General features: G+C 71.9%; 17 protein-coding genes and 1 pseudogene. 12 read left to right on the top strand and 6 right to left on the bottom strand.

What is annotated here, in order from left to right; all coding sequences use genetic code 11:
• Positions 1-31 precede the first annotated feature (31 nt).
• Positions 32-715 (bottom strand): glycerophosphodiester phosphodiesterase, encoded by a 684-nt coding sequence (locus ACZ56E_RS28535; protein WP_471218514.1) that lies wholly within the window; start codon positions 713-715, stop codon positions 32-34.
• A 21-nt stretch (positions 716-736) separates the two neighbouring features.
• A pseudogene (locus tag ACZ56E_RS28530) lies at positions 737-1,890 on the bottom strand (adenosine deaminase); the annotation flags it as partial.
• Between the two features lie 107 nt (positions 1,891-1,997).
• Here ACZ56E_RS28530 and ACZ56E_RS28525 point away from each other — a divergent pair.
• The gene (locus ACZ56E_RS28525; RefSeq protein ID WP_471218512.1) at positions 1,998-2,660 is read left to right on the top strand and encodes a DUF4190 domain-containing protein; all 663 of its coding nucleotides are present in this window, start codon (positions 1,998-2,000) and stop codon (positions 2,658-2,660) included.
• Between the two features lie 141 nt (positions 2,661-2,801).
• Here ACZ56E_RS28525 and ACZ56E_RS28520 read toward each other — a convergent pair whose 3' ends face one another.
• On the bottom strand, positions 2,802-4,121 hold the full coding sequence (locus tag ACZ56E_RS28520) for an aminotransferase class I/II-fold pyridoxal phosphate-dependent enzyme (protein ID WP_471218510.1): 1,320 nt from the start codon (positions 4,119-4,121) through the stop codon (positions 2,802-2,804).
• A gap of 143 nt (positions 4,122-4,264) precedes the next feature.
• On the opposite strand from ACZ56E_RS28520, the gene ACZ56E_RS28515 reads away from it, so the two are divergent.
• Entirely contained in the window at positions 4,265-5,506 is a 1,242-nt protein-coding gene (locus tag ACZ56E_RS28515) for an MFS transporter (RefSeq protein ID WP_471218508.1), read from the top strand.
• Between the two features lie 12 nt (positions 5,507-5,518).
• Here ACZ56E_RS28515 and ACZ56E_RS28510 read toward each other — a convergent pair whose 3' ends face one another.
• On the bottom strand, positions 5,519-6,076 hold the full coding sequence (locus ACZ56E_RS28510; protein WP_471218506.1) for an NADAR family protein: 558 nt from the start codon (positions 6,074-6,076) through the stop codon (positions 5,519-5,521).
• Positions 6,077-6,283: 207 nt separating this feature from the next.
• Here ACZ56E_RS28510 and ACZ56E_RS28505 point away from each other — a divergent pair, with 207 nt between their 5' ends.
• From ACZ56E_RS28505 to ACZ56E_RS28475, 7 genes are all read left to right on the top strand, one after another.
• A complete protein-coding gene (locus ACZ56E_RS28505; protein ID WP_471218504.1) occupies positions 6,284-7,786 on the top strand; it encodes a gamma-aminobutyraldehyde dehydrogenase in 1,503 nt (500 codons plus the stop codon).
• Between the two features lie 69 nt (positions 7,787-7,855).
• Positions 7,856-9,106 (top strand): polyamine ABC transporter substrate-binding protein, encoded by a 1,251-nt coding sequence (locus tag ACZ56E_RS28500; RefSeq protein ID WP_471218502.1) that lies wholly within the window; start codon positions 7,856-7,858, stop codon positions 9,104-9,106.
• A gap of 144 nt (positions 9,107-9,250) precedes the next feature.
• Entirely contained in the window at positions 9,251-10,420 is a 1,170-nt protein-coding gene (locus ACZ56E_RS28495; protein ID WP_471218500.1) for an ABC transporter ATP-binding protein, read from the top strand.
• A complete protein-coding gene (locus tag ACZ56E_RS28490; protein WP_471218498.1) occupies positions 10,417-11,352 on the top strand; it encodes an ABC transporter permease in 936 nt (311 codons plus the stop codon). The genes ACZ56E_RS28495 and ACZ56E_RS28490 overlap by 4 nt, the downstream gene beginning before the upstream one ends.
• Positions 11,352-12,155: an ABC transporter permease gene (locus ACZ56E_RS28485; protein WP_471218496.1), complete on the top strand. Its 804-nt coding sequence runs from the start codon at positions 11,352-11,354 to the stop codon at positions 12,153-12,155. The genes ACZ56E_RS28490 and ACZ56E_RS28485 overlap by 1 nt, the downstream gene beginning before the upstream one ends.
• A 64-nt stretch (positions 12,156-12,219) precedes the next feature.
• Positions 12,220-13,638, top strand: a complete 1,419-nt coding sequence (locus tag ACZ56E_RS28480) for an NAD(P)/FAD-dependent oxidoreductase (protein WP_471218494.1) — start codon at positions 12,220-12,222, stop codon at positions 13,636-13,638.
• A 167-nt stretch (positions 13,639-13,805) separates the two neighbouring features.
• Positions 13,806-14,285, top strand: a complete 480-nt coding sequence (locus ACZ56E_RS28475) for a hypothetical protein (protein ID WP_468611390.1) — start codon at positions 13,806-13,808, stop codon at positions 14,283-14,285.
• A 43-nt stretch (positions 14,286-14,328) separates the two neighbouring features.
• Here ACZ56E_RS28475 and ACZ56E_RS28470 read toward each other — a convergent pair whose 3' ends face one another.
• Complete coding sequence (locus ACZ56E_RS28470) at positions 14,329-14,991, bottom strand: phosphatase PAP2 family protein (protein WP_471218492.1); 663 nt, start codon at positions 14,989-14,991, stop codon at positions 14,329-14,331.
• 495 nt (positions 14,992-15,486) lie between these two features.
• The gene (gene gabT, locus ACZ56E_RS28465; RefSeq protein ID WP_471218490.1) at positions 15,487-16,821 is read right to left on the bottom strand and encodes a 4-aminobutyrate--2-oxoglutarate transaminase; all 1,335 of its coding nucleotides are present in this window, start codon (positions 16,819-16,821) and stop codon (positions 15,487-15,489) included.
• Between the two features lie 332 nt (positions 16,822-17,153).
• Between gabT and ACZ56E_RS28460 the strand changes: the two genes are divergently transcribed.
• The 3 genes from ACZ56E_RS28460 (at position 17,154) to ACZ56E_RS28450 (ending at position 23,141) form a co-directional block, all read left to right on the top strand.
• Entirely contained in the window at positions 17,154-19,559 is a 2,406-nt protein-coding gene (locus tag ACZ56E_RS28460) for a type IV secretory system conjugative DNA transfer family protein (RefSeq protein ID WP_471218488.1), read from the top strand.
• A gap of 213 nt (positions 19,560-19,772) precedes the next feature.
• Entirely contained in the window at positions 19,773-21,470 is a 1,698-nt protein-coding gene (locus ACZ56E_RS28455) for a PucR family transcriptional regulator ligand-binding domain-containing protein (RefSeq protein WP_471218486.1), read from the top strand.
• Between the two features lie 225 nt (positions 21,471-21,695).
• The gene (locus ACZ56E_RS28450; protein WP_471218484.1) at positions 21,696-23,141 is read left to right on the top strand and encodes an aldehyde dehydrogenase family protein; all 1,446 of its coding nucleotides are present in this window, start codon (positions 21,696-21,698) and stop codon (positions 23,139-23,141) included.
• Positions 23,142-23,279 lie beyond the last annotated feature (138 nt).

Genomic DNA, 23,279 nt, shown 5'->3' with positions numbered 1-23,279 from the left:
GCCGAACCGGAGCCGGTTATGGCGGCGTGCCTCAGGCGGGGGCGTGCAGGGTGCGCAGGACGTCGATGCGGTTGGTGGTGATCGCGTCGACGCCCGCGTCGAGGAGGCGGCGCATCGAGCGGCGGGTGTCCGGCGTCCAGGCCGAGACGAGCAGACCCTGGCGGTGCACCTGGAACACCAGGTCGCGGTCGACCAGCGGGAAGCGGTAGTTGAGCCAGCGCGGCTTGACCGCGTCCAGCAGGACCGGGCGGGGCGGGGCCAGGGTCGTCCAGGTCAGGGCGATCTCCGCGGCGGGATCGGCTTCGCGGACGGCCAGCATCGTCTGCCCGCCCGCGCAGTAGTACACGCGCTCGGCCGCCCCGTGGTCCGCGACGACTCCCACGACCGTGCGCACGTCGTCGTACGACGCACCCGGCAGGTCGATCATGAGCCGGTGCCCCTCCGTCGCCGCGAGGGCGGCTGCGAGCGTCGGCACGCCGCCTTCGGTGAGGCCGTGGACCTCGGCGGCGGAGAGGGCGGCGAGCGGGCGCTCGTACCCCCAGAGCCGCTTGAGCGTGTCGTCGTGCAGCAGCACGGGCACGCCGTCGCGGCTCAGGCGGACGTCGATCTCCACCGCGTCCGCGCCCCGTTCGATCGCGGAGCGCAGGGACGGGATCGTGTTCTCGCGGACGCGGTAGGGATCGCCTCGGTGGGCCACTGCAGTCACGGTGCGCATGGGCCCATTGTGGTCACGGGATCACGGCGCGAGCCACGTCTCCGTGTACGTGTCGATCTCGGCGGCGATCCTCGCCTTGCCCGCCGGGTCCAGGAAGGACGCCTCGACGGCGTTCTTCGCGAGGGCCGCGATGCCGCGCTCGTCGAGGTCGAGGAGGCGCGCGGCGACGGCGTACTCGGTGTTCAGGTCGGTGCCGAACATGGGCGGGTCGTCGGAGTTGATGGTGACGATCACGCCGGCGTCCACGAACTGCTTGATCGGGTGCTCGTCGAGGGTGCGGACCGCGCGGGTCGCGATGTTCGAGGTCGGGCAGACCTCCAGCGGGATGCGGTGCTCGGCGAGGTGGGCGAGCAGCTTCGGGTCCTGCGCGGCGGTGGTGCCGTGGCCGATGCGCTCGGCCCGCAGGTGGGTGAGGGCGTCCCAGACCGTCTCGGGGCCCGTGGTCTCGCCGGCGTGCGGCACCGAGTGCAGGCCCGCCTCGATGGCCCGGTCGAAGTACGGCTTGAACTGCGGGCGCGGCACGCCGATCTCGGGCCCGCCGAGCCCGAAGGAGACCAGGCCCTCGGGGCGCAGCTTGTCGGTGACGGCCAGCCGGAGCGTCTCCTCGGCCGACGTGAGCCCGGCCTCGCCGGGGATGTCGAAGCACCAGCGCAGTACGGTGCCGAACTCGCGCTCGGCGGCCTTGCGGGCGTCCTCGATGGCGTCCATGAAGGCGCGGTCGTCGATGCCGCGGCGGACGGAGGAGTACGGGGTGATGGTCAGCTCGGCGTAGCGCACGTTCTGCCGCGCCATGTCGCGGGCCACCTCGTAGGTGAGGAGGCGCACGTCGTCCGCGGTGCGGATCAGGTCCACGACGGAGAGGTAGACCTGGATGAAGTGCGCGAAGTCCGTGAACGTGAAGTAGTCGGCGAGCGCCTCGGGGTCGGTCGGCACCGCGGAGTCGGGGTGCCGGGCGGCCAGCTCGGAGACGATGCGGGGGGAGGCCGACCCGACGTGGTGCACGTGCAGCTCCGCCTTGGGCAGTCCGGCGATGAACGCGTGCGGGAATGTCTGCGGGGCGCCGGGTGTCGCGGGTGCGGGTGCGGGGGCGGTCTGCTGCTCGGTCACGGTTTCCTCCCCAGGAACGGGTTTGATCGGCTGATCGGTGGGTCGGGCTCATCGTAGGCGGCGGTTTGTGAGGGCGGTCGGGGGCGGCGGTCGGGGTTGGCTGCCGGGGGTTGGCGGTCGGCCGGGTAAAGCGAGGGCCGTAGCATGACGGAACGTACGAAAGAGGTGACCCGTCATGTCCGCGAAGTCCGAGGACGACGCCGTGCCCGGTGAGGGCGGCGCAGGCGGCGCAGGCGGCGCGGGGGCGCCGGGGGAGCGCGAGCGTGATCCGTGGGCGCCGCCGCCGGAGGATGCGGTGCCGCCGGAGCGGCGGGGGTCGTCTTCGGTGCACGACCGGTGGACGGGCGCACCGGCGCCGGGAGTGGTGCCGCCTCCGCCTCCGCAGGTGGGAGGGCCTGGCCCCTTCGCGGCGCCCGGGGAGCCGGTGCCGCCGCCTCCGATCTCGCCGGAGGGGCCGGGGCAGCAGCAGGGTTACCCGGGCTACGCGGGTTATCCGGCTCAGCCCGGCTATCCGGGCTACGCGGGTTATCCGGGCCAGCCGGGTGGTCAGGGTGGGCCCGGGTACAGCGGATACGGCTGGCCCGCCATGCCGATGGCGCCCGCGAACGGCATGGGCGTGGCCGGGCTCGTCCTCGGGATTGTCGCGGCCGCCGGCTTCTGCCTGTGGCCGCTGGCGATCGTCCTCGGCATCCTCGCGGTGATCTTCGGCGCGCTGGGGCGCGGGAAGGCGCGGCGCGGCGAGGCGACGAACGGGGGGCAGGCCCTCGCGGGGATCATCTGCGGGGCGGTGGGCAGCGCCCTTGGCGTGGCGCTGCTGGTGATCCTGCTCGTGGTGTAGGCCGGGTCGCTCGGTCTGGGGCGTGTGTCTCGTGCGGGCGGGTGGGGGTTGCTCGCGCAGTTCCCCGCGCCCCTGGGTAAGACCGCTGTCCCCCACCCGCATGCGTGACCTCGGCCCGGTCGCCCAGCCCCCTGGGTGCCCTCACCCCCCATACGTGGCCTCGGACTCGTCGAGTACGGCGGAGAAGTCCGCCGCCAAGCGGGACGCGTCCGGTGCCTTCAGGGCGGATGTGGTGATGCGCACGGCCGTGGGTGCGGCGATGCGGAAGCGGGCGCCCGCTGCCACCCACCAGCCCCGCGAGCGCAGCCCGTTGACGACCGCGGACTCGTCCCGCACCGGTACCCATACGTTTAGTCCGCTGGCCCCCCGCGCCGCGATGCCGTGCCCCGCGAGTTCACGGATCAGGGTTTCGCGCCGTTCCGCGTAGGCGCCCTCCGCCCGGGCCACCACCTCGCGTGCCGCGGGGTCCGTCATCGTGCGCTCGACCGTCTCCTGCAGTACGTGGCTGACCCACCCCGAGGTGAGCAGCATCCGCCCCTCGTGGCGGGCCAGCGTGGTGGCGTCGCACGCGAGGGCCGCCCACCGCAGGTCGATGCTCAGGTGCTTGGAGACGGTGCGCACCTGCGCCCAGCGGGGGAGTCCGCCGGTCGCCAGTGAGTGCGGGCCCGCCCCCGCCACCTCGGCGTTGTGGTCGTCCTCGATGACGAGCACGTCCGGGTAGCCGTCGAGGACCGCGAGCAGCGCCTCGCGCCGCGCCGCCGTGAAGTGGCCGCCCATCGGGTTCTGCCCCCGCGGGCTGCACACCACGGCCCTGGCGCCCGCCCGCAGTGCTCCGCGCAGCGCTTCCGGCCTGATGCCCTCGTCGTCCACGGCCACGGGTGTCATGCGAAGCCCCAACGCCGGTACGAGGTCGAGGAGGTGGTGGAAACCGGGGTCCTCCACGGCCACCGTGTCGCCGGGCTTCAGCTCCACCGAGAGGAGCCGGGCCATGCAGTCCAGCGCTCCGTGCGCGAAGGTCACCCGGCTGTCGGGCACCCCGTCCCGCGCGAACCACTCCCTGGCCACTTCCTCGAGCCCCGCGAGGCGCGGCGACGCGCGGTGCGAACCGCTGACCGGCTCCACCCGGGCAGGCGGCATCAGGACCGGGAGCAGGGAGGAATCCGGATGTCCGCCCGCCAGGTCGCACACCCCTCGCGGTGCCCTGGGCGGCCTGCGGGACCCGACCGCCGGGGCCTGTGCCACGACGGTGCCGCCCCGGCCGCGCGTCACCACGATGCCGCGCTGCCGCAACTCCTTGTAGGCCGTCGCCACCGTGCCGGCGCTGACCCCCAGCTCGTCGGCGAGCCTGCGCACCGGAGGCAGCGCGGCGCCCGGCGCCAACCCGCCGTCGGCCACGGCCTGTTCGACCGACGCGGTGATTCCCTTGGCGGTCGACCCGCTGATCGCATATTGTGCTGCCACAGAGGTAAGTATGTATCGGTACAAAGTGTCGGTCAAGTTCGCAGCCGGCCAAGTCCAGGTCGAGTCAAGGGGGATGGGTGAGCCTCAGCCGTCGACGAACCGCGCTGTACGCACGCATACCAGGGGGTGCCGACGGCCGTCGCATGCTCTGGATCGCCCTGATCAACAAGGCGGGCACCGGCCTCTGGATGGGCGCGGCCGCTCTCTACTTCACGCTCGTCACCGGACTGTCCGTCGCCGAGGTCGGCGTCCTCTTAGGCGTCTCGGGCGCCGTCGGCATCGCGGGCGCGCCGCTCGCGGGCCACCTCGCCGACCGCTTCCCGGTCACCCGCATCATCATCGGCGCCCAACTCCAGCAGGCCGTCGCGCTGTTGGCGCTGCTCACGACGGACAACTTCGCGCTGCTCCTGCTCTACTCGGCCGTCAACAGCCTCGCAGACCGCGGTGCCAACGTACTCACCAAGCTGTACGCCGCCCGCATCGCGGGCCCGGACCGCACCACGTACCAAGCCGTGCAGCGCACCGTCTCCAACGCGGGCTGGGCCGTCGGCGGCCTCGCCGGGGCCCTCGCGCTCGCCGTCGGCACCACCCACGCCTACCAGGCACTGCTCATCGGCAACGTGGTCAGCTTCCTCGTCGCCGCCGCCCTCACCCTGCGCTGCGCCGAACCGCCTTCGCCGTCCCGCCTGGTCACCGACTCCTCGGCGACCGCGCCGGCCGCCCCGCCGTCCAACCCCTGGCGCGACCGTCCCTATCTGCTCTTCACGGTGACCGAGGCGGCCCTCTTCCTCGACGACGCGGTGCTCCAGGTCGGCATCCCCCTGTGGATCGTCCACGCCACCGACGCCCCGCACGGTCTTGCACCGCTCCTCATGGTGCTCAACTGCGTGCTGGTCGTCTGCTGCCAGGTCCCGCTGTCCCGGTTCGGCAGCACCCCGGAGCGGGCCCGCGCGCTCCTCGTCCCCCTGGCGGCCTGCTTCGTCGTCGGGTGTGCCGCCCTGACCGTCTCCGTGCTCGGCGGCACATGGCTCGCCGTCGCCGCCCTCACCCTCGCGGCGGTCGCGCTCACCTTCGCGGAGATACTGCACGCCATCGCCTCCTGGGAGCTCTCGATCGCGCTCGCCCCCGACGACGCCCAGGGCGCCTACCTCGGGGTGCACGGCCTCTCCTCGTCGGCCCAGCGCAGCGGCGGACCGCTCCTGGTCACCGCCGTGATCGCGGCGGGCCCGCTCGCCTGGCCGGTCCTCGGCGCGGGCGTGATCGTGACGGTGGCGGCGCAGAGCCGTCTCGTACGGAAGCGGTTGAGCCGTCAGACCCCTGCAACGGACCGAGCCGCGGCCGGCGATCCAGTGGCGGGTGAGACTCCGGCACCCCGGACCACCTGAGGCGCCCGCCCGTCAGAGGCGGGAGCGCGCCTCCATCAGTGCGAAGCCCAGCAGATTGGGTCCCCGCCACTTCGTGGGGTCCTCCGCTCGCGGGTCGTCGGCCGCCAGGCCGATGCCCCAGACGCGGTCCAGGGGGCTCGCCTCGACCAGGACGCGCTGCCCCGTCCCGGCGAGGAAGTCCCGGAGCGCGGGGTCCGAGGTGAACTTGTGCGTGCTGCCCGCGACCACGATGTCGAACCGCTCGCGCGCCCATATCGCCTCGTCGAAGCCGCGCACGAGCCGCCCCGCCTTCTTCGCCTCCGCGGGGGTCCGGGCCGCGAGGGCCGCCCGCTCCGCCTCCGCGTCGTCGAAGAGGCGGGCCTTGGCCGCCATCATCCAGTGCTCCGCCGTCGCGTACTCCACGCCGTCCACGGTGAAGGGCGAGGGCCACCACTGGCTGAGGCAGCTCGGGCCCAGCGAGCCGTCCCGGCGCGGGGTGTGGCCCCAGAAGTGCAGATACTTCACCTTCTCGCCCGCGCGCACCGCGCCGGCCAGCGCTTCCGCCGAGCGGACCGAGTCGATCTTCGTCATGCACGCGAGTCTGACACGCACCACTGACACTCCGTCCTTGGTTTTCCGGGCCGACTCGACACCTGGTCGACAGATTCCGTCGCGTAACCAAAAGGCAACAACGGAATCACTTGTTGGACTATCACTGCTCTGTCAGGATCGGCACTCAAATCGATCTGGAGCTACGCCGACCCCCGCGGGACGGGGAGGGCGGCGGAGGAGAGCGTCATGCACAACTTCCAGGCGCAGGACCACTTCGCGGACGGTGCGCAGTACATCGCCGGGCGGCTGACCAAGGGGACGTCGGGCCGGACCCACGCGGTCGTGGACCCCGCCACCGCCGACGAGGTCTACACGTACGAGCTCGCCGGAAGTGACGACGTGGACGCCGCCGTCGCCGCGGCCGCCGAGGCCTTCCCCGGCTGGGCGGGCGCCACCCCGGGCGAGCGCTCGGACGCCATGCACCGCTTCGCGGGCGTCCTGGCCGACCGCGCCGAGGAATTCGCGCAGGCCGAGTCGTTGCAGTGCGGCAAGCCGATCAAGCTGAGCCGGGAGTTCGACGTCCCCGGGACCGTCGACAACACCGCCTTCTTCGCGGGCGCGGCCCGGCACCTCCAGGGCCAGTCGGCCGGTGAGTACACCGGCGACCACACCTCGTACGTACGCCGTGAGCCGATCGGTGTCGTCGGGTCCATCGCGCCCTGGAACTACCCCCTCCAGATGGCCGCCTGGAAGGTCCTCCCGGCGATCGCGGCGGGGAACACCATCGTCCTCAAGCCCGCCGAGCTCACCCCCTTCACCTCGCTCCTCTTCGCGCAGGCGGCGACCGAGGCCGGCATCCCCGACGGTGTCGTCAACATCGTCACGGGCGCGGGGAAGGACGCCGGTGAGCACCTGGTCGGCCACCCCGACGTCGCCATGACCTCCTTCACCGGATCCACCGGCGTCGGCAAGCGCGTCGCCGAGATCGCGACCGCCACCGTCAAGCGACTGCACCTTGAGCTCGGCGGAAAGGCACCCTTCGTGGTGTTCGACGACGCCGATCTCGACGCCGCCGTGCACGGCGCGGTCGCCGGTTCGCTCATCAACTCCGGACAGGACTGCACGGCCGCCACGCGCGCGTACGTGCAGCGGCCGCTCTACGAAGCCTTCGTGCAGGGCGTCGCCGACCTCATGGAGAGTGTGCGGCTCGGCGATCCGTTCGACCCGAGCACCGACATGGGGCCGCTCATCTCGCACGTGCACCGCGACCGCGTCGCCGGGTTCGTCGACCGGGCCCGGTCCTACGCGCGCGTGGTCACCGGTGGCGAGGCGCTCCAGCACCCCGGCGCGTTCTACAAGCCCACGCTGATCGCCGACGCCGCGCAGGACAGCGAGATCGTGCAGTCGGAGATCTTCGGGCCCGTGCTCGTCGTGCTCCCCTTCGACAGCGACGACGAGGGCATCCGGCTCGCCAACGACACTCCGTACGGCCTCGCCGCCTCCGCCTGGAGCCGCGACGTGTACCGCACCGGCCGCGCGACCCGCGAGATCAAGGCCGGCTGCGTGTGGGTCAACGACCACATCCCGATCCTCAGCGAGATGCCGCACGGCGGATACAAGGCATCCGGCTACGGAAAGGACATGTCCGCGTACTCGTTCGAGGAATACACGCAAATCAAGCACGTCATGTTCGACAACACGGCGGTGGTCCGCAAGGACTGGCACCGCACGATCTTCGGGGACCGGTAGTCACGTCACCACGTCGTCACAGGCCGCACGACCGGCGGCCGCCTTCCTTCCGAAAGGGCAACCACGCGCATGGAGCAGTACGAGCCAAACCCCTTCACCCCGGCCCAGCTGGCCGCCATGCAGCGCAGCCTCAGGAACGGCAGGACCTCCCTGAGCCGCCGCGGCGTGCTGCGCGCCGCGACGAGCGGCGCGCTCGCCGTCGGCGGACTCGGGGCGCTGAGCGCCTGCGGCATCCCCGCGGCGGGCAAGGGCCAGGGTGACGTCTCGTCCGAGGACCACTCGGCACAGGAGAAGAGGATCGCCTTCTCCAACTGGACCGAGTACATGGACGTCGACGAGAAGGACAAGAACCGGCGGCCCACCCTCGGCGCGTTCACGAAGCGCACCGGGATCGAGGTCAAGTACACCGAGGACATCAACGACAACGTCGAGTTCTTCGGGAAGCTCAAACCTCAGCTCGCGGCGGGCCAGGAGACCGGGCGCGACCTCATCTGCGTCACGGACTGGCTGGCCGCCCGACTCATCCGCTTCGGGTGGGTCCAGAAACTGGACCCGGCCAACCTGCCCCATGCGTACGCCAACCTGTCCGCCCAGTTCCGCAACCCCGACTGGGACCCCGGGCGTGCCTACTCGTACCCCTGGACCGGTATCTCCACGGTCATCGCGTACAACAAGAAGGCGACCGGCGGGAAGAAGATCACCTCGGTGTCGCAGCTGCTCGACGACCCCAAGCTCAAGGGGCGCGTCGGGTTCCTCTCCGAGATGCGCGACACCGTCGGCATGACACTCCTCGACCTGGGCAAGGACCCCGGGGACTTCACCGACGACGACTTCGACGCGGCCATCGCCCGCCTCCAGAAGGCCGTCGACAAGAAGCAGATCCGCCGCTTCACCGGCAACGACTACACCTCGGACCTCGCCAAGGGAGACATGGCCGCCTGCCTCGGCTGGGCCGGCGACATCGTGCAGCTGCAGGCCGACAACCCGGACGTCGACTTCCACATCCCCGACCAGGGCTACATCACGTCCACGGACAATCTCCTCGTCCCGAACAAGGCGCGGCACAAGAAGAACGCCGAGCGGCTCATCGACTACTACTACGAGCCGGAGCCCGCGGCCCGCCTCGCGGCGTACATCAACTACGTCTGCCCGGTCGACGGGGTGAAGGACGCGCTCGCGAAGATCGACAAGGACGCGGCGTCGAATCCGCTGATCATCCCCGACAGGGAGATGAAGGAGAAGTCGCGGGCGTTCCGGTCGCTGACGCCGAAGGAAGAGACCGCGTACGAACAGAAGTTCGCGCGGCTCACAGGTACGTGACGCGGCGCTGTACCGCAGTCACTTTGCTCTGCGCGCCGCGTGTGGCTGGTCGCGCCCACGCGGCGGAGCCGCACATGTCACAGCCCCGCGCCCCTGAATGACACGGGACGCCTCCGCCCCCTCCACTTCTCCCTGGACCTCACCATGACCTCTGCTCAAGAAGCCGGCGGCGACGTTCGGCTCACCGGGATCAGCAAGACCTACGGCTCCTTCACCGCCGTGCACCCGCTCGACCTCACCGTCCCGCAGGGCTCCTTCTTCGCACTGCTCGGCGCGTCCGGCTGCGGCAAGACCACCACGCTCCGCATGATCGCGGGCCTGGAGGAGCCGAGCTCCGGCACGGTCCGCCTCGGCGACCAGGACGTGACGGCCCTGCCGCCGTACAAGCGGCCCGTGAACACCGTCTTCCAGTCGTACGCCCTCTTCCCGCACCTCGACATCTTCGAGAACGTCGCCTTCGGACTGCGCCGGCGCGGCATCAAGTCGGTGAAGAAGCAGGTCGGCGAGATGCTCGACCTGGTGCAGCTCGGCGAGCAGGCCCGCAAGAAGCCCCACCAGCTCTCCGGCGGCCAGCAGCAGCGCGTCGCCGTCGCCCGCGCGCTCATCAACCACCCCAAGGTGCTCCTCCTCGACGAGCCCCTCGGCGCCCTCGACCTCAAGCTGCGCCGGCAGATGCAGCTGGAACTCAAGCGCATCCAGACCGAGGTCGGCATCACCTTCGTGCACGTCACGCACGACCAGGAGGAGGCCATGACCATGGCCGACACCGTCGCCGTGATGAACGGCGGCCGCGTCGAGCAGCTCGGCGCCCCCGCCGACCTCTACGAGAACCCGCGCACCACCTTCGTCGCCAACTTCCTCGGCACCTCGAACTTCATCGAGGCCGAGATCCAGGGCGGCACCCCGACGTCCGGCGACGACCTGGTCGTCAAGGCGGGCGACTGCAAACTGACGCTGCCCGCCGCCCGATGTACCGGCCCCACCGCCACCGGCGGCAAGATCCTGGTCGGCGTACGGCCCGAGAAGATCTCCCTCACGCACGCCGACGACGCGGGGCAGATCCCGGACGGACGCAACCGCATCACCGGACGCATCGCCGACAGCAGTTTCATCGGCGTATCGACGCAGTACGTCGTCACGAGCCCCGTCTGCCCGTCCTTCGAGGTGTACGCGCAGAACATCGAGCGCGACGGCCGCCTCACCCCGGGCGCCGAGGTCGTCCTGCACTGGAACCCCGCGCACACCTTCGGCCTCGACGCCGCCCAGGACGTCGCAGCGGGCGTCGAGAAGGTCGAGGAGGACGCCTCCGCATGACGACCGTGACCGACGCACCACCGCCGAAGGCGCCCGCCCCCGAGGAGCCACCCGCCCGCACGCCGCGCAAGCGCGGGCGGCTCGTCCCCTACTGGCTGCTGCTCCCCGGCATCCTCTGGCTCGTCGTCTTCTTCGCGCTGCCGCTCGTCTACCAGGCGTCGACCTCCGTACAGACCGGCTCCCTCGAAGAGGGCTTCAAGGTCACCTGGCACTTCGCCACCTACTGGGACGCGCTCACCGACTACTGGCCGCAGTTCCTGCGCTCGGTGCTCTACGCAGGTGCCGCCACGATCCTGTGCCTGCTGCTCGGCTATCCGCTCGCCTACCTCATCGCGTTCCGCGCGGGCCGCTGGCGCAACATCATCCTGGTCCTGGTCATCGCGCCGTTCTTCACCAGCTTCCTCATCCGTACGCTGGCGTGGAAGACGATCCTCGCGGACGGCGGGCCCGTCGTCGGCGCCCTGAACTCGCTGCACGTCCTCGACGTCACCAGCTGGCTCGGCGTCACCGACGGCGACCGGGTCCTGGCCACGCCGCTCGCCGTGATCTGCGGACTCACGTACAACTTCCTGCCGTTCATGATCCTGCCGCTCTACACCTCGCTGGAGCGCATCGACGGCCGGCTGCACGAGGCCGCGGGCGACCTCTACGCCAAGCCGTCCACCACTTTCCGCAAGGTGACGTTCCCGCTCTCCATGCCGGGCGTCGTCTCCGGCACGCTGCTCACCTTCATCCCGGCGGCGGGCGACTACGTGAACGCGGACCTGCTCGGCTCCACCGACACCCGCATGGTCGGAAACGTCATCCAGACGCAGTTCCTGCGCATTCTGGACTACCCGACGGCCGCGGCGCTCTCCTTCATTCTCATGGCCGCCATCCTGTTCATGGTGACCTTCTACATCCGCAAGTCGGGGACGGAGGATCTCGTCTGATGGCCGCCCTCTTCCGCTGGCTCCGGCGCAATGTCGTCGTCATCGCGGGCCTGCTGACGCTCGCGTACCTGCTCCTTCCGAACATCGTCGTGACGGTGTTCTCCTTCAACAAGCCGAAGGGGCGCTTCAATTACTCCTGGCAGGAATTCTCACTCGACGCGTGGCGTGACCCGTGCGGTGTCGCCGACATGTGCGGATCGCTCTCGCTGAGCCTGCAGATCGCCACCTGGGCGACGATCGGCGCGACCGTGCTCGGCACGATGATCGCCTTCGCGCTGGTGCGCTACCGGTTCCGCGCGCGCGGCGCCATCAACTCGCTGATCTTCCTGCCGATGGCGATGCCCGAGGTCGTCATGGCCGCCTCGCTGCTCACGCTCTTCCTCAACATGGGCGCGCAGCTCGGCTTCTGGACCGTCCTCATCGCCCACATCATGTTCTGCCTCAGCTTCGTGGTGACCGCCGTCAAGGCGCGCGTCATGTCGATGGACCCGCGCCTGGAACAGGCCGCGCAGGACCTTTACGCCGGACCCGTGCAGACGTTCCTGAGAGTCACGCTGCCCATCGCGGCACCGGGCATCGCGGCGGGCGCGCTGCTCGCCTTCGCGCTCTCCTTCGACGACTTCATCATCACGAATTTCAACGCGGGCTCGACTGTGACGTTCCCCATGTTCGTCTGGGGATCCGCACAGCGCGGCACGCCCGTTCAGATCAATGTGATCGGTACGGCGATGTTCCTCGTCGCCGTGCTCCTCGTGCTCGCCGGAATGCTGGTCGGCAAGCGCCGCAACAAGCAGTCCCAGTAATCCCCGGGATTCCTGAGCAACCCCATCTCCGAGCAATCCCGCAATTTCTGAAGGAGTGGAAATCATGGCCCCTAGCGCCATGACCCGTTTCACCAAGTCCCTCTCCGACGCCCGGCCGGTGTCCTTCTGGCTGGACGACCCCGGCAGGCCCGCCCCGGAGCCCGCCCTCACCGGCGACGACCGCTGCGACCTCCTCGTCGTCGGCGGCGGCTACAGCGGCCTGTGGACCGCGCTCATCGCCAAGGAGCGCGACCCGCGCCGCGACGTCGTCCTCGTCGAGGGCCGCGAGGCGGGCTGGGCCGCCTCCGGCCGCAACGGCGGCTTCTGCGCCGCCTCCCTCACGCACGGCATCGGCAACGGCCTGTCCCGCTGGCCCGGCGAGATCGCGAAGCTGGAGGAGCTCGGCGCCCGCAACCTCGACGAGATCGAGGCGGCCGTCAAGCGCTACTCCATCGACTGCGACTTCGAGCGCACCGGCGAGATCGACGTCGCCACCGAGCCGCACCAGCTGGCCGAACTCCACGAGATGTACGACGAGATGGCCGAGCACGGCCTGGCCGGCGGTGCCGAACTCCTCGACGCGGACGCGCTGCGCGAGCAGGTCGACTCGCCCACGTTCCTCGGCGGCCTCTGGGACCGTGACGGCGTCGCCATGCTGCACCCGGCGAAGCTGGCGTGGGGCCTCAAGCGCGTCTGCCTGGAGAAGGGCGTCCGGATCTATGAGCACACGCCCGCCCTCGACCTGGCCTCCGCCGGCGCCGGAATGGCGATCCGCACGCCGTACGGCAGGGTCTTCGCCCGCCAGGTCGCGCTCGCCACGAACATCTTCCCGTCCCTGGTCAAGCGCCTGCGCCCGTACACCGTCCCGGTCTACGACTACGCGCTGATGACCGAGCCGCTGACGGACGACCAGCTGGCGTCGGTCGGCTGGCGCAACCGCCAGGGCCTCGGCGACAGCGCCAACCAGTTCCACTACTTCCGGCTCTCCGCCGACAACCGCATCCTGTGGGGCGGTTACGACGCGATCTACCCGTTCGGCGGGAAGGTGCGGGCCGAGTACGACGACCGCCCGGAGACGTACGCGAAGCTCGCCGGGCACTTCTTCACCTGCTTCCCGCAGCTGGAGGGGGTGCGCTTCACGCACGCGTGGGGCGGCGCGATCGACACGTGCTCGCGCTTCTCGGCGTTCTTCGGCACGGCCCACAAGGGCCGCGTCGCGTACGCGGCGGGCTACACGGGCCTGGGCGTCGGAGCCACCCGGTTCGGCGCCGACGTCATGCTGGACCTGCTCGCCGGCGAACGGACGGAGCGTACGGACCTGGAGATGGTCCGCACGAAGCCCCTGCCGTTCCCGCCGGAGCCGTTCGCGTGGACCGGCGTCGCGCTGACCAAGTGGTCGCTCGCCAGGTCCGACGCCAACGGCGGCAAGCGGAACCTCTGGCTCAAGACGATGGACAAGTTGGGCCTGGGCTTCGACAGCTGAGCCCGCGCCGCCCGGCTGAGCGGGGCGTGATCAACCGGCGCACGCCCCGCTGTCCTCCTGTGCCCCTTTCACCACCGACCGGTGGCGGGAACCCGCGTAATGCCCGGCCCCCGGGCCCCTCTCACCTGTGACGCGCACTGTTGCCCCACAGGAGAGGAAGGTCCGGTATGACTGGCTCGGGTGTCTCAGGAGCGAAGTCGGCGGTCGAGTGGCTGGTGTCGGTGGCACCGAACCCGGAGGCCTGCCGCTTCGACTGGGAGCGCAACCCCCTCGGCGTCACACTCCTGCCCGCCGGGCGGCGCTGGGACGTGCTGATCCTGCCCGGCGGCCTCGGCCATCCCACGCTCGACGTGCTGACCCGCTGCGTGGATCGCCCCGGCCCCGTGCTCGCCGACTTCGGCGACGAACGCATGGGGTTCTTCGTGCCCGCGGGCACGGTCACCCGCTGGCTCGGCACGGGGGTGCGGGGCGCGGGCCGCGGCACCTGGATCGTGGTGCCCTACCCGGGGCGGGCGTCGGGCGGCGTCCGCTGGCTGGTCGCGCCGGACGGCTCCGGCACGCTGAACGACCCGGCGCTGCTCGAACTCGCGATGCACGAGGCGGCGGCGCGGCTGGCGCGGGGGGACGCGCAGGACGAGGATGCGTGACCGCGAAGACGTATGCAGGAGCTGGGAGTTTTCGAAGAACTATTCAGGAGCCGGGAGTTCTCGAAGGGCTTCGACGCGTACTTCGGCTGATCACCAGCACCATGACCTGCAACAGCAGGGCGGACAGACACCAGCTCGCCACCACGTCCAGCGGCCAGTGATAACCCCTCCGCACCAGCCCGAACCCGACCCCGGCGTTCAGCAGGACGCACCCGATGACCAGTTCGCGGCGGCCGTACGCGCCACGCAGCAGCGGCAGCAGAAGCAGGACCGCCGCGCCATAGGCGACCGCGGCCGTCGCCGTGTGACCCGAGGGGAAGTAGCCGCCGTGGCCGTCCGTGCCGGGCGGCCCCGGGCGGTCGATCAGCGCCTTGAGCGGGGCGACGAGGGCGGGCACCGCGGCCATGGCGACGGCGGCGGCCGCGGCGGGCAGCCACCAGCGGAACGTACCGGCACGGCGGCCGCGCCAGGCGGTGTGGGCGAGGACGGCGAGGAGGACCGGCACGGCGACCGTGGCGTTGCCGAGGTCGGCGAGGAACTCCGCCGCACGGTCGGGGAAGCGGCTGTCGGCGAGCGCGCGTCCGGCCCGTTCGTCGGCGCGGCGCAGCGGCCCTCCGGCGGCCACCGGCCAGGTGAGGAGCGCGAAGAGCAGAGCGCACAGGGAGAGCGAGAGGGCAGGCCGCCGCGGGACCGGTGATGCAGACATGGGCCATAGCCTCGCAGCAAGCGCCTCGACGCGTCACAGTCGCACTGGTGCAGGAAAGCGCCAGGAAAGCGCCAGGAAATGCCGAAGGACCGGCGCAAGGGGGGGAGTGCGCCGGCCCTTCGGTCGGTCGGCCGCCCGGACGGTCCGAGGGGGCCTGCTCACGCGGGCCCGTCGGGGGGAGTCTCCGAGACGGCCACCGGATCGGTGGTCCGCGCGCCCCGGGGGGTTTGGGGCGAGCGGCCGTCCGATCGGTGAGGAGTTCCGGAGCCAGCGGCTCCGGGGTGTGCGCTGGGCACGACCAGGGCGGGGCTGGGGAGGCTCCGCCGTGGTGTCGCCCACAGTCCCCTGTGGGCGGGTGTCTCTCTCAACTGCAGAAACCGTACGGCAGGCGGTTGCGGGCCGACAGGCGGTTCAACAACCCGTCATGGGGCCCGCACACCTTCTTCACACGCCCCGACGGTCGGGGCCCGAAGGTCACGCCGCGTACCGGGACGCTCAGACGCCGGCGAACGCGCCCTCGATGATGTCCAGGCCCTCGTTCAGCAGGTCCTCGCCGATGACCAGCGGCGGCAGGAAGCGCAGGACGTTGCCGTAGGTGCCGCAGGTCAGGACCAGGAGGCCCTCCGCGTGGCAGGCCTTGGCCAGGGCGGCGGTCGCCTCGGGGTTCGGCTCCTTCGTCGTACGGTCCTTGACGAGCTCGATGGCGATCATCGCGCCGCGGCCGCGGATGTCGCCGATGATGTCGAACTTCTCGGCCATGGCGGAGAGACGGCCCTTCATGACCGACTCGATGTTCTTCGCCTTGGCGTTGAGGTCGAGCTCCTTCATCGTCTCGATGGCGCCGAGCGCACCGGCGCAGGCCACCGGGTTGCCGCCGTAGGTGCCGCCGAGGCCGCCCGCGTGCGGGGCGTCCATGATCTCGGCGCGGCCCGTGACGGCGGCGAGCGGCAGACCGCCCGCGATGCCCTTGGCGGTGGTGATCAGGTCGGGGACGATGCCCTCGTCCTCACAGGCGAACCACTGGCCGGTGCGGCAGAAGCCGGACTGGATCTCGTCCGCGACGAAGACGATGCCCTTGTCGTTCGCGAACTTCACGATCTCCGGCAGGAAGCCCTTCGAGGGCTCGATGAAGCCGCCCTCGCCGAGCACGGGCTCGATGATGATCGCGGCGACGTTCTCCGCGCCGACCTGCTTGTTGATCATGTCGATGGCCTGCTTGGCGGCCTCGGGGCCGGCGTTCTCTGCACCGGTCGGCCAGCGGTAGCCGTAGGCGACCGGGACGCGGTAGACCTCGGGGGCGAACGGACCGAAGCCGTGCTTGTACGGCATGTTCTTGGCGGTCAGCGCCATCGTGAGGTTGGTGCGGCCGTGGTAACCGTGGTCGAAGACGACGACGGCCTGGCGCTTGGTGTACGCGCGGGCGATCTTGACGGCGTTCTCGACGGCCTCGGCGCCGGAGTTGAACAGCGCCGACTTCTTCTCGTGGTCACCCGGCGTCAGCTCGGCGAGCGCCTCGGCGACGGCCACGTAACCCTCGTACGGCGTGACCATGAAACAGGTGTGCGTGAAGTCCTGGAGCTGGGCGGACGCCCGGCGCACCACGGCCTCGGCGGAGGCGCCCACGGACGTCACGGCGATGCCGGAGCCGAAGTCGATCAGACGGTTGCCGTCGACGTCCTCGATGATGCCGCCGCCCGCGCGCGCGGTGAAGACGGGCAGCACGGAGCCCACGCCACCGGCGACCACGGCGGTACGGCGGGCCTGCAGCTCCTGCGACTTCGGACCGGGGATGGCGGTGACGACGCGGCGCTCCTGCGGAAGGGCGGTCATGAGGGGCTCCTGTTGCTGACGGGGGTGGGGCGACGATACGGACGCTCTACTGCTTTCTTCGCAGGTTAGGGGCGGCGCCAGGGGGTGGGCATGCTCCACACGGGAGTCGTTCGGCGCGGCGGTTGTCCGCGGTGGACATAGGCGATCGTCCGTGGGGGACACAGCGGCCGGCCGTGGTGGACATAGCGGGCGGTTTTGGCCCGCGCCGCCCGCGGGCCGCCCTGAGCTGCCGCGTTCCCCGGGATCCCGGGCGCGTATCCGATGAACTCCCCTTGTACGGGCACTAGATTGGCCCGCGAACCAGGAGAGCGGCAGGCCAGGGGGCAAGAATCATGGATTCCGACGGCACGCAGGACGCGCGGGGCACGCATGCCACTCCCGTGCCGCGCCCGGCGGAGAGCTCGCCGCGCCTGCCCGCGGGCCCGCCTGCCGCGCCGCCGGTGCCGCGCCGTCCGCCCTCGCACCTCTCGGACATCGCCGACTGGCTGAGCGCGCCGCGCCCGAAGGCCGCCCTCGGCATCTGGCGGTTCCGGCACGTCCCGCCGCCCCCGGAGGGCCAGGACGGCCGGCGGATGGACCGGGCCCTGGTGGCCGGACTGCTGATCTCGCTGGCGCTCGGCCTGTTCGTCTGGTCGGTGTGGCGGCGGGGAGCCCTGCCCTATCAGGCGACGCTCATCAAGCTGTTCATCCCGGACGAGTGGTTCTACATGGGGACCCTCCAGCCGAAGGAGCAGCACTGGCAGGGCGACGAATACCTGACGGTCGTCGACGGGGTCTTCTTCGGCCTCGTGGTGTACGGCGTCGGCCGCCTCGGCAACTGGACCGAGGCGTTCAGACATGTCATCGCCCGCAGGGAACAGCCCGTCCGGCTGATCCGCTCGGTCCTCGGCGCCCTGATCGTGCTGATGTTCGTCTGGCCCGACGCTTTTCCCGGCGTCTCCTGGGACGCGCTCCCGATCGCCACGCCCGTGATGTCCCTGACCGCGCTCTGCACGGGCGGCTACGAGGTCTTCGAGGCCGAGACCGTCACCTACGGGCTGTACGCGGTGATCACCGCGGCGGTCCTGTGGCCCTTCGCGCGGCTCGGCGACTGGTGGGGCGTCGCGCGCGAGTGGACCCGGCCGAAGCAGAACCCGCAGCTGCCGCCGCGTCCGGCGGGACCCGCCCCGGTGGCGCCCCGCTCCCAGTGGCCCGAGCTGCGAGGGGCCGGCCGCCACCAGGAGGCCGACGTGCTCTCGGCCGAGGTCCTCGCCGGGCGGATGAACGACGTCGACTGCGTCCGGGTGCGCCGGGCCTGGCGCGAGGCACAGCGGAACCCCGCGCTGCTCGACGCGTTCACCGAGACCGTGCTGCGGCGGGGTGGGGCCGCCTGGACGCACCCCTCCGGCGCCAGGGACCTGCCGTCCCGGACCGCGCCCCACGACCTGCTCGTCGGGCAGGTGCGCATCGGCCGGTGCGTGCCCGAGGACCGCAACCCGTGGGAGCGCCGCGGCGCGGGCATCGCCCTGGAGGCGGCGGCGCTCGGCACCTCGCTCCTGGCGGTCGGCCCGTCCGGGGCGGGCAAGACCGAACGCCTTGTCCGGCCCGTGGTGGAGTCCCTGGCCCTCCAGGCGCTCACCGGCCGCTGCGCGGTCGTCGTGGTGTGCCCCGCGGGCGCGCCGCTCGGCGACGACGACGGGTACGACGTCGTCGTCAGGCTCGGCGACCCCGCCTCGACCCACGACTTCGACCTCTACGCCGGCGCGACGGACCCTGACGAAGCCGCGTCCTTCCTGGCCGAAGGGCTCGTCGGCGACCTCGAAACGGTGGACAGCCGGCGCGCCGCGACGACCCTGGCGCAGGTGCTCGGCCCCTACTGGACCGCGTACGGCCGCTTCCCCTCCGTACCCGTGCTGCGCGAGCTGCTCGAAGGCGTGCCCTCGGCGGTGGCGGAACTGCGCACCGCCCTCGCCGCCGACGACCACGCCGTGATGCGGCGCGAACTCGACGCGCGCGTCCGCCAGCAGGGCAGCCCCGCCGACCCCGGCCCGGCCCTCGCCGACCGGCTCGCCCTCCTCGACCGGCCCGCGTTCGCCGGCTTCTTCGGCGCGGGCACCGAAAGCCCCTTCTCGCTGCGCGCCGTCGCGCACCACCCCATGCGGGTCCGCGTCGACCTGCCCGAGCGGGGCCACGCGGAGGCGTCCCGGCTGATCGCACGCCTCGTCCTCGCCCAGTTCAACGCCGTGGCGCACACCCGCGACGACCGCGAGCACTTCATCTGCCTCGTCCTCGACGACGCCACGCGCACCGTCACGAACGAGACGATCCGCGGCGTCCAGCGCCTGCGGTCGGCGAACGCGGGGGTGGTGCTCGCGCTGCGCACCGTCAGTGACGTACCGGAGGCCCTGCAGGGGCCGCTGTACGCGACCGTCGGCTGCCGTATGGCGTTCTCGGGCGTGTCGACCTGGGACGGTAGACGCTTTGCGGAGGCCTGGGGCAAGCAGTGGGTCGAGACACGGGAGGTCGCCGAGCACGCGGTCTTCGCGGACCAGCCGATGACCCGCGCGCTGCACGCCCTGCGCAAACTCGTGACCGGCAAGGCGGTGACGAGGGACGCCGTCACCGTCCGCCAGGTCGAGCGCGAGCGCTGGTCGGCGTCCGAGCTGGCGCACGGGGTGCCGGCGGGACACGCGGTGCTCTCCCTGACCGATGTACGCGGCGAGTACGCGCCCCCGCTCCTGGTGGACCTGCGGTCCTGAGGCGGCGGGGAGGAGGCCCCGGGCCCGCGCGGAGCGGGCCTGAAAGGGCCTGGACGGGGCACCCGGAGAGTCCGGCACCAGGCGACCCCCGGCGGACCCGCGCGTACGAAGTGTCCGGTCTCGACCGCACCGTACAGTGAGGCAGAATCGACACAGGTCGTTCATACGGACCGGCCAAAAGATCCACATCCCTGCCGCAGACCTGAAGGTCCCATGCCGCCCACGCTCGCCTCGCTCGTCCACCACTCCGCGCTCAAGCTGACCGTGCGCGCGGGCGAGGACCGCCTGGACGCCCCCGTGCGCTGGGCGCACGCCAGCGAACTCGCCGACCCGGTGCCCTACATGGAGGGCGGCGAGCTCCTCCTGATCACCGCGCTGAAGCTGGACGCGGAGGACCCGGAGGCCATGCGGCGCTACGTGAAGCGGCTCGCGGGCGCGGGCGTCGTCGGCCTCGGCTTCGCCGTCGGCGTGCACTACCCCGACATCCCCAAGGCGCTCGTCGACGCCGCGACCGACGCCGACCTCCCGCTCATCGAGGTGCCGCGGCGCACCCCCTTCCTCGCCATCAGCAAGGCCGTCTCCGCGGCCATCGCCGCCGAGCAGTACCGCGCCGTGACGGCCGGCTTCGCCGCCCAGCGCGAGCTGACCAGGCAGGCGCTGAGCGACGGCCCCGAAGGGCTGCTCCTGTCGCTCGCCGGACAGGTCGACGGCTGGGCCGCGCTGTACGACGCGTCCGGCGCCGTCGTCGCCGCCGCACCCGAGTGGGCCGCGCGCCGGGCCGCCCGGCTCACCGCCGACGTCGAACGCCTGCGGGAGCGCCCGGCGCCCGCCAGCTCCGTCGTCGCGGGCGCCGAGGACCGCATCGAGCTGCACTCGCTCGGCACGGGGCGCAGGCCGCGCGCCGCGCTCGCCGTCGGCACGGCGTCGACCCTCGGCACCGCCGAGCGGTACGCGGTGCACTCCGCCATCGCGCTGCTCACCCTCACCACGGAACGGTCCCGTTCGCTGCACGCCGCCGAGCAGCGGATCGGCGCGGCCGTGCTGCGCATGCTGCTCGCCGGGGAGCCCGACCACGCGCGGACCGTCGCGGGCGACCTGTACGGCGGGCTCCTGGACGCGCCGTTCCGCCTCGTCGTCGCGGAGGTGGCATCCGCGTCGGCGGCGCGGGTGCGGGCGGGCGCCGCGGAGGCCGCTGACGGCGGCGGCACGGAGGTCGCGCCGGGCACCGCCTCCGCCGCCGTCCTCGCCGCGGTGGCCGACGCGTCGGGCGGCGGCGACCCGCTCGCCGGGCTCGTCGACGTCGTCGAGGCCGCGGCCGCGCGCTCCGGCGAGGCGCTGCTCGTCGTCCCGTACGGGGAACGGCTCGTGCTGCTCGTCCGGGACGGTGGCGCGGGAGCGCGGGCCTGCGCGGAGTACGCGGCCGCGCTGGAGGCGGGCCGGGGCGCCGCGGGGCGCGAGGCCACCGCCTCCGGCGAGGAGGCCGAGCTGGTGATGGGACTCTCCGCGCCGGCCGGACCGATCGCCGCGGCCACGGCCTACAAGCAGTCCGAACAGGCGCTGTCCGTCGCGCGGCGGCGCGGGCGCGCACTCGTCGAGCACGAGGAGCTGGCCGCAGGATCCGTCCTCCCCCTCCTCGCGGACGACGCGGTGCGGGCCTTCGCGGACGGCCTGCTGCGGGCGCTGCACGAACACGACGCGACCGGCCGCGGCGACCTCGTCGCCTCGCTCCGGGCCTGGCTCTCCCGCCACGGCCAGTGGGACGCGGCAGCCGCCGACCTCGGCGTCCACCGCCACACCCTCCGCTACCGCATGCGCAGGGTCGAAGAAATCCTCGGCCGCTCCCTGGACGACCCGGACGTCCGCATGGAGCTGTGGCTCTCCCTGAAGGCAACATCAATGGGCTCGGACTGAACGCGATACGTGATCGTCGCCGGGCTCACCGGGTGGGCTCAGGGGCGCGAGGAACTGCGCGACCAGCCCCAACGCACCCGCACGTGAGAGAACCCCCGCCCCATACAAACCGGTGCAGGCCCCCAGGCCAGTACTCCGCGCCGGACAAACGTCAGCGCGTTCCCCTGCCCCTACGGTGAGGGACGTACCCCCAGACACACCACCGCGGAAGGGCCGGGAATCGACATGACTTCCATCCACGCCTTCTGGCTCGCCGGTCGCCAGACCACCGGCGAGACCACCCTCGACGTCACCTCGCCCTGGGACGGACGGCTCGTCGGCAAGGCCGCCGTCCCGACCGACGCCCAGGTCGAGGAGGCCGTCGCCGCCGCGTACGCCGTGCGCGACGAGTTCGCCGCGACCCCGGCCCACGTCCGCGCCGCCGCCCTCGACCACGTGAGCCGCAGGCTCGTCGAGCGCACCGAGGAGATCGCCCAGCTGATCTCCGGCGAGAACGGCAAGCCCATCAAGTGGGCCCGCGGCGAGGTCGGCCGCGCGGTCTCCGTCTTCCGGTTCGCCGCGGAGGAGGCCCGCCGCTTCAACGGCGGCGAGGCCCAGCGCCTGGACACCGACGCCGGCGGCCAGGGCCGCCTCGCGCTCACCCGCCGCTTCCCCAAGGGCGTCGTCCTCGGCATCGCGCCGTTCAACTTCCCGCTGAACCTCTGCGCGCACAAGATCGCCCCGGCCATCGCCGTCGGCGCGCCGATCATCCTGAAGCCCGCCCCCGCGACGCCGCTCTCCGGCCTGATCCTCGGCGAGCTGCTCGCCGAGACCGAGCTGCCCGCCGGCTCCTGGTCGGTCCTGCCGGTCGCCAACGACAAGATGCCCGCCCTCGTCCAGGACGAGCGGCTGCCGGTGATCTCCTTCACGGGCTCCGACAAGGTCGGCTACGCGATCATGGACTCGGTGCCGCGCAAGCACTGCACCCTGGAGCTGGGCGGCAACGGCGCGGCCGTCGTCCTCGCCGACTACTCCTCCGACGAGGACCTCGACTGGGCCGCCTCGCGCATCGCGACGTTCTCCAACTACCAGGGCGGCCAGTCCTGCATCTCCGTGCAGCGGGTCATCGCGGACGCGTCCGTGTACGACCGGCTGGTGCCGCGCGTGCTCAAGGCCGTCGAGGCCCAGGTCACCGGCGACCCGTCCGACCCGGCCACCGAGGTCGGCCCGCTGGTCAACGAGGACGCCGCCAAGCGCGTGGAGTCCTGGGTCGACGAGGCGGCGAAGGCGGGCGCCAAGGTGCTCACCGGCGGCAAGCGCGACGGCGCCTCCTACGCGCCGACCGTGCTCGCCGACGTACCGGCCGACGTCACGATCGCCTGCGAGGAGGTCTTCGGCCCGGTCCTCACGCTCCGGAAGGTGAACGGCGAGGAGGAGGCGTTCGCCGCCGTGAACGACTCCAAGTACGGCCTTCAGGCGGGCGTCTTCACGCACGACCTGCAGACCGCCTTCCGCGCCCACCGCGCCCTCGAGGTCGGCGGCGTCGTCATCGGCGACGCCCCGTCCTACCGCGCCGACCAGATGCCGTACGGCGGCGTCAAGCAGTCCGGCGTGGGCCGCGAGGGCGTCCGCTTCGCGATGGACGACTACACCTACGAGCGCGTCATGGTCCTGACGGGCCTCGCCCTGTAGGACCACGTCCCGCAAAGGACGACGGCCGGAGCCCACTGTGCGGGGGCTCCGGCCGTTCTCGTACGCGACGGTATGCGCCGAACGACGCGCGAGGACTGGTGGGGCCGTGATGAATCGGGTACCAACGATGGGTACCGA

The sequence above is a fragment of the Streptomyces sp. NPDC039480 genome, from assembly GCF_055597165.1.
Note: the sequence above shows the minus strand (reverse complement) of the source record. Positions and strands in the feature narration are given on the sequence as shown.

Coding starts and splice junctions, on each gene's coding strand:
- ACZ56E_RS28460 (WP_471218488.1), top strand. CDS start 17,154: ATGGATTCCGACGGCACGCAGGACGCGCGGGGCACGCATGCCACTCCC.
- ACZ56E_RS28470 (WP_471218492.1), bottom strand. CDS start 14,991: ATGTCTGCATCACCGGTCCCGCGGCGGCCTGCCCTCTCGCTCTCCCTG.
- ACZ56E_RS28535 (WP_471218514.1), bottom strand. CDS start 715: ATGCGCACCGTGACTGCAGTGGCCCACCGAGGCGATCCCTACCGCGTC.
- ACZ56E_RS28505 (WP_471218504.1), top strand. CDS start 6,284: ATGCACAACTTCCAGGCGCAGGACCACTTCGCGGACGGTGCGCAGTAC.
- ACZ56E_RS28450 (WP_471218484.1), top strand. CDS start 21,696: ATGACTTCCATCCACGCCTTCTGGCTCGCCGGTCGCCAGACCACCGGC.
- ACZ56E_RS28480 (WP_471218494.1), top strand. CDS start 12,220: ATGGCCCCTAGCGCCATGACCCGTTTCACCAAGTCCCTCTCCGACGCC.
- ACZ56E_RS28455 (WP_471218486.1), top strand. CDS start 19,773: ATGCCGCCCACGCTCGCCTCGCTCGTCCACCACTCCGCGCTCAAGCTG.
- ACZ56E_RS28475 (WP_468611390.1), top strand. CDS start 13,806: ATGACTGGCTCGGGTGTCTCAGGAGCGAAGTCGGCGGTCGAGTGGCTG.
- ACZ56E_RS28495 (WP_471218500.1), top strand. CDS start 9,251: ATGACCTCTGCTCAAGAAGCCGGCGGCGACGTTCGGCTCACCGGGATC.
- gabT (WP_471218490.1), bottom strand. CDS start 16,821: ATGACCGCCCTTCCGCAGGAGCGCCGCGTCGTCACCGCCATCCCCGGT.
- ACZ56E_RS28490 (WP_471218498.1), top strand. CDS start 10,417: ATGACGACCGTGACCGACGCACCACCGCCGAAGGCGCCCGCCCCCGAG.
- ACZ56E_RS28515 (WP_471218508.1), top strand. CDS start 4,265: ATGCTCTGGATCGCCCTGATCAACAAGGCGGGCACCGGCCTCTGGATG.
- ACZ56E_RS28500 (WP_471218502.1), top strand. CDS start 7,856: ATGGAGCAGTACGAGCCAAACCCCTTCACCCCGGCCCAGCTGGCCGCC.
- ACZ56E_RS28525 (WP_471218512.1), top strand. CDS start 1,998: ATGTCCGCGAAGTCCGAGGACGACGCCGTGCCCGGTGAGGGCGGCGCA.
- ACZ56E_RS28510 (WP_471218506.1), bottom strand. CDS start 6,076: ATGACGAAGATCGACTCGGTCCGCTCGGCGGAAGCGCTGGCCGGCGCG.
- ACZ56E_RS28485 (WP_471218496.1), top strand. CDS start 11,352: ATGGCCGCCCTCTTCCGCTGGCTCCGGCGCAATGTCGTCGTCATCGCG.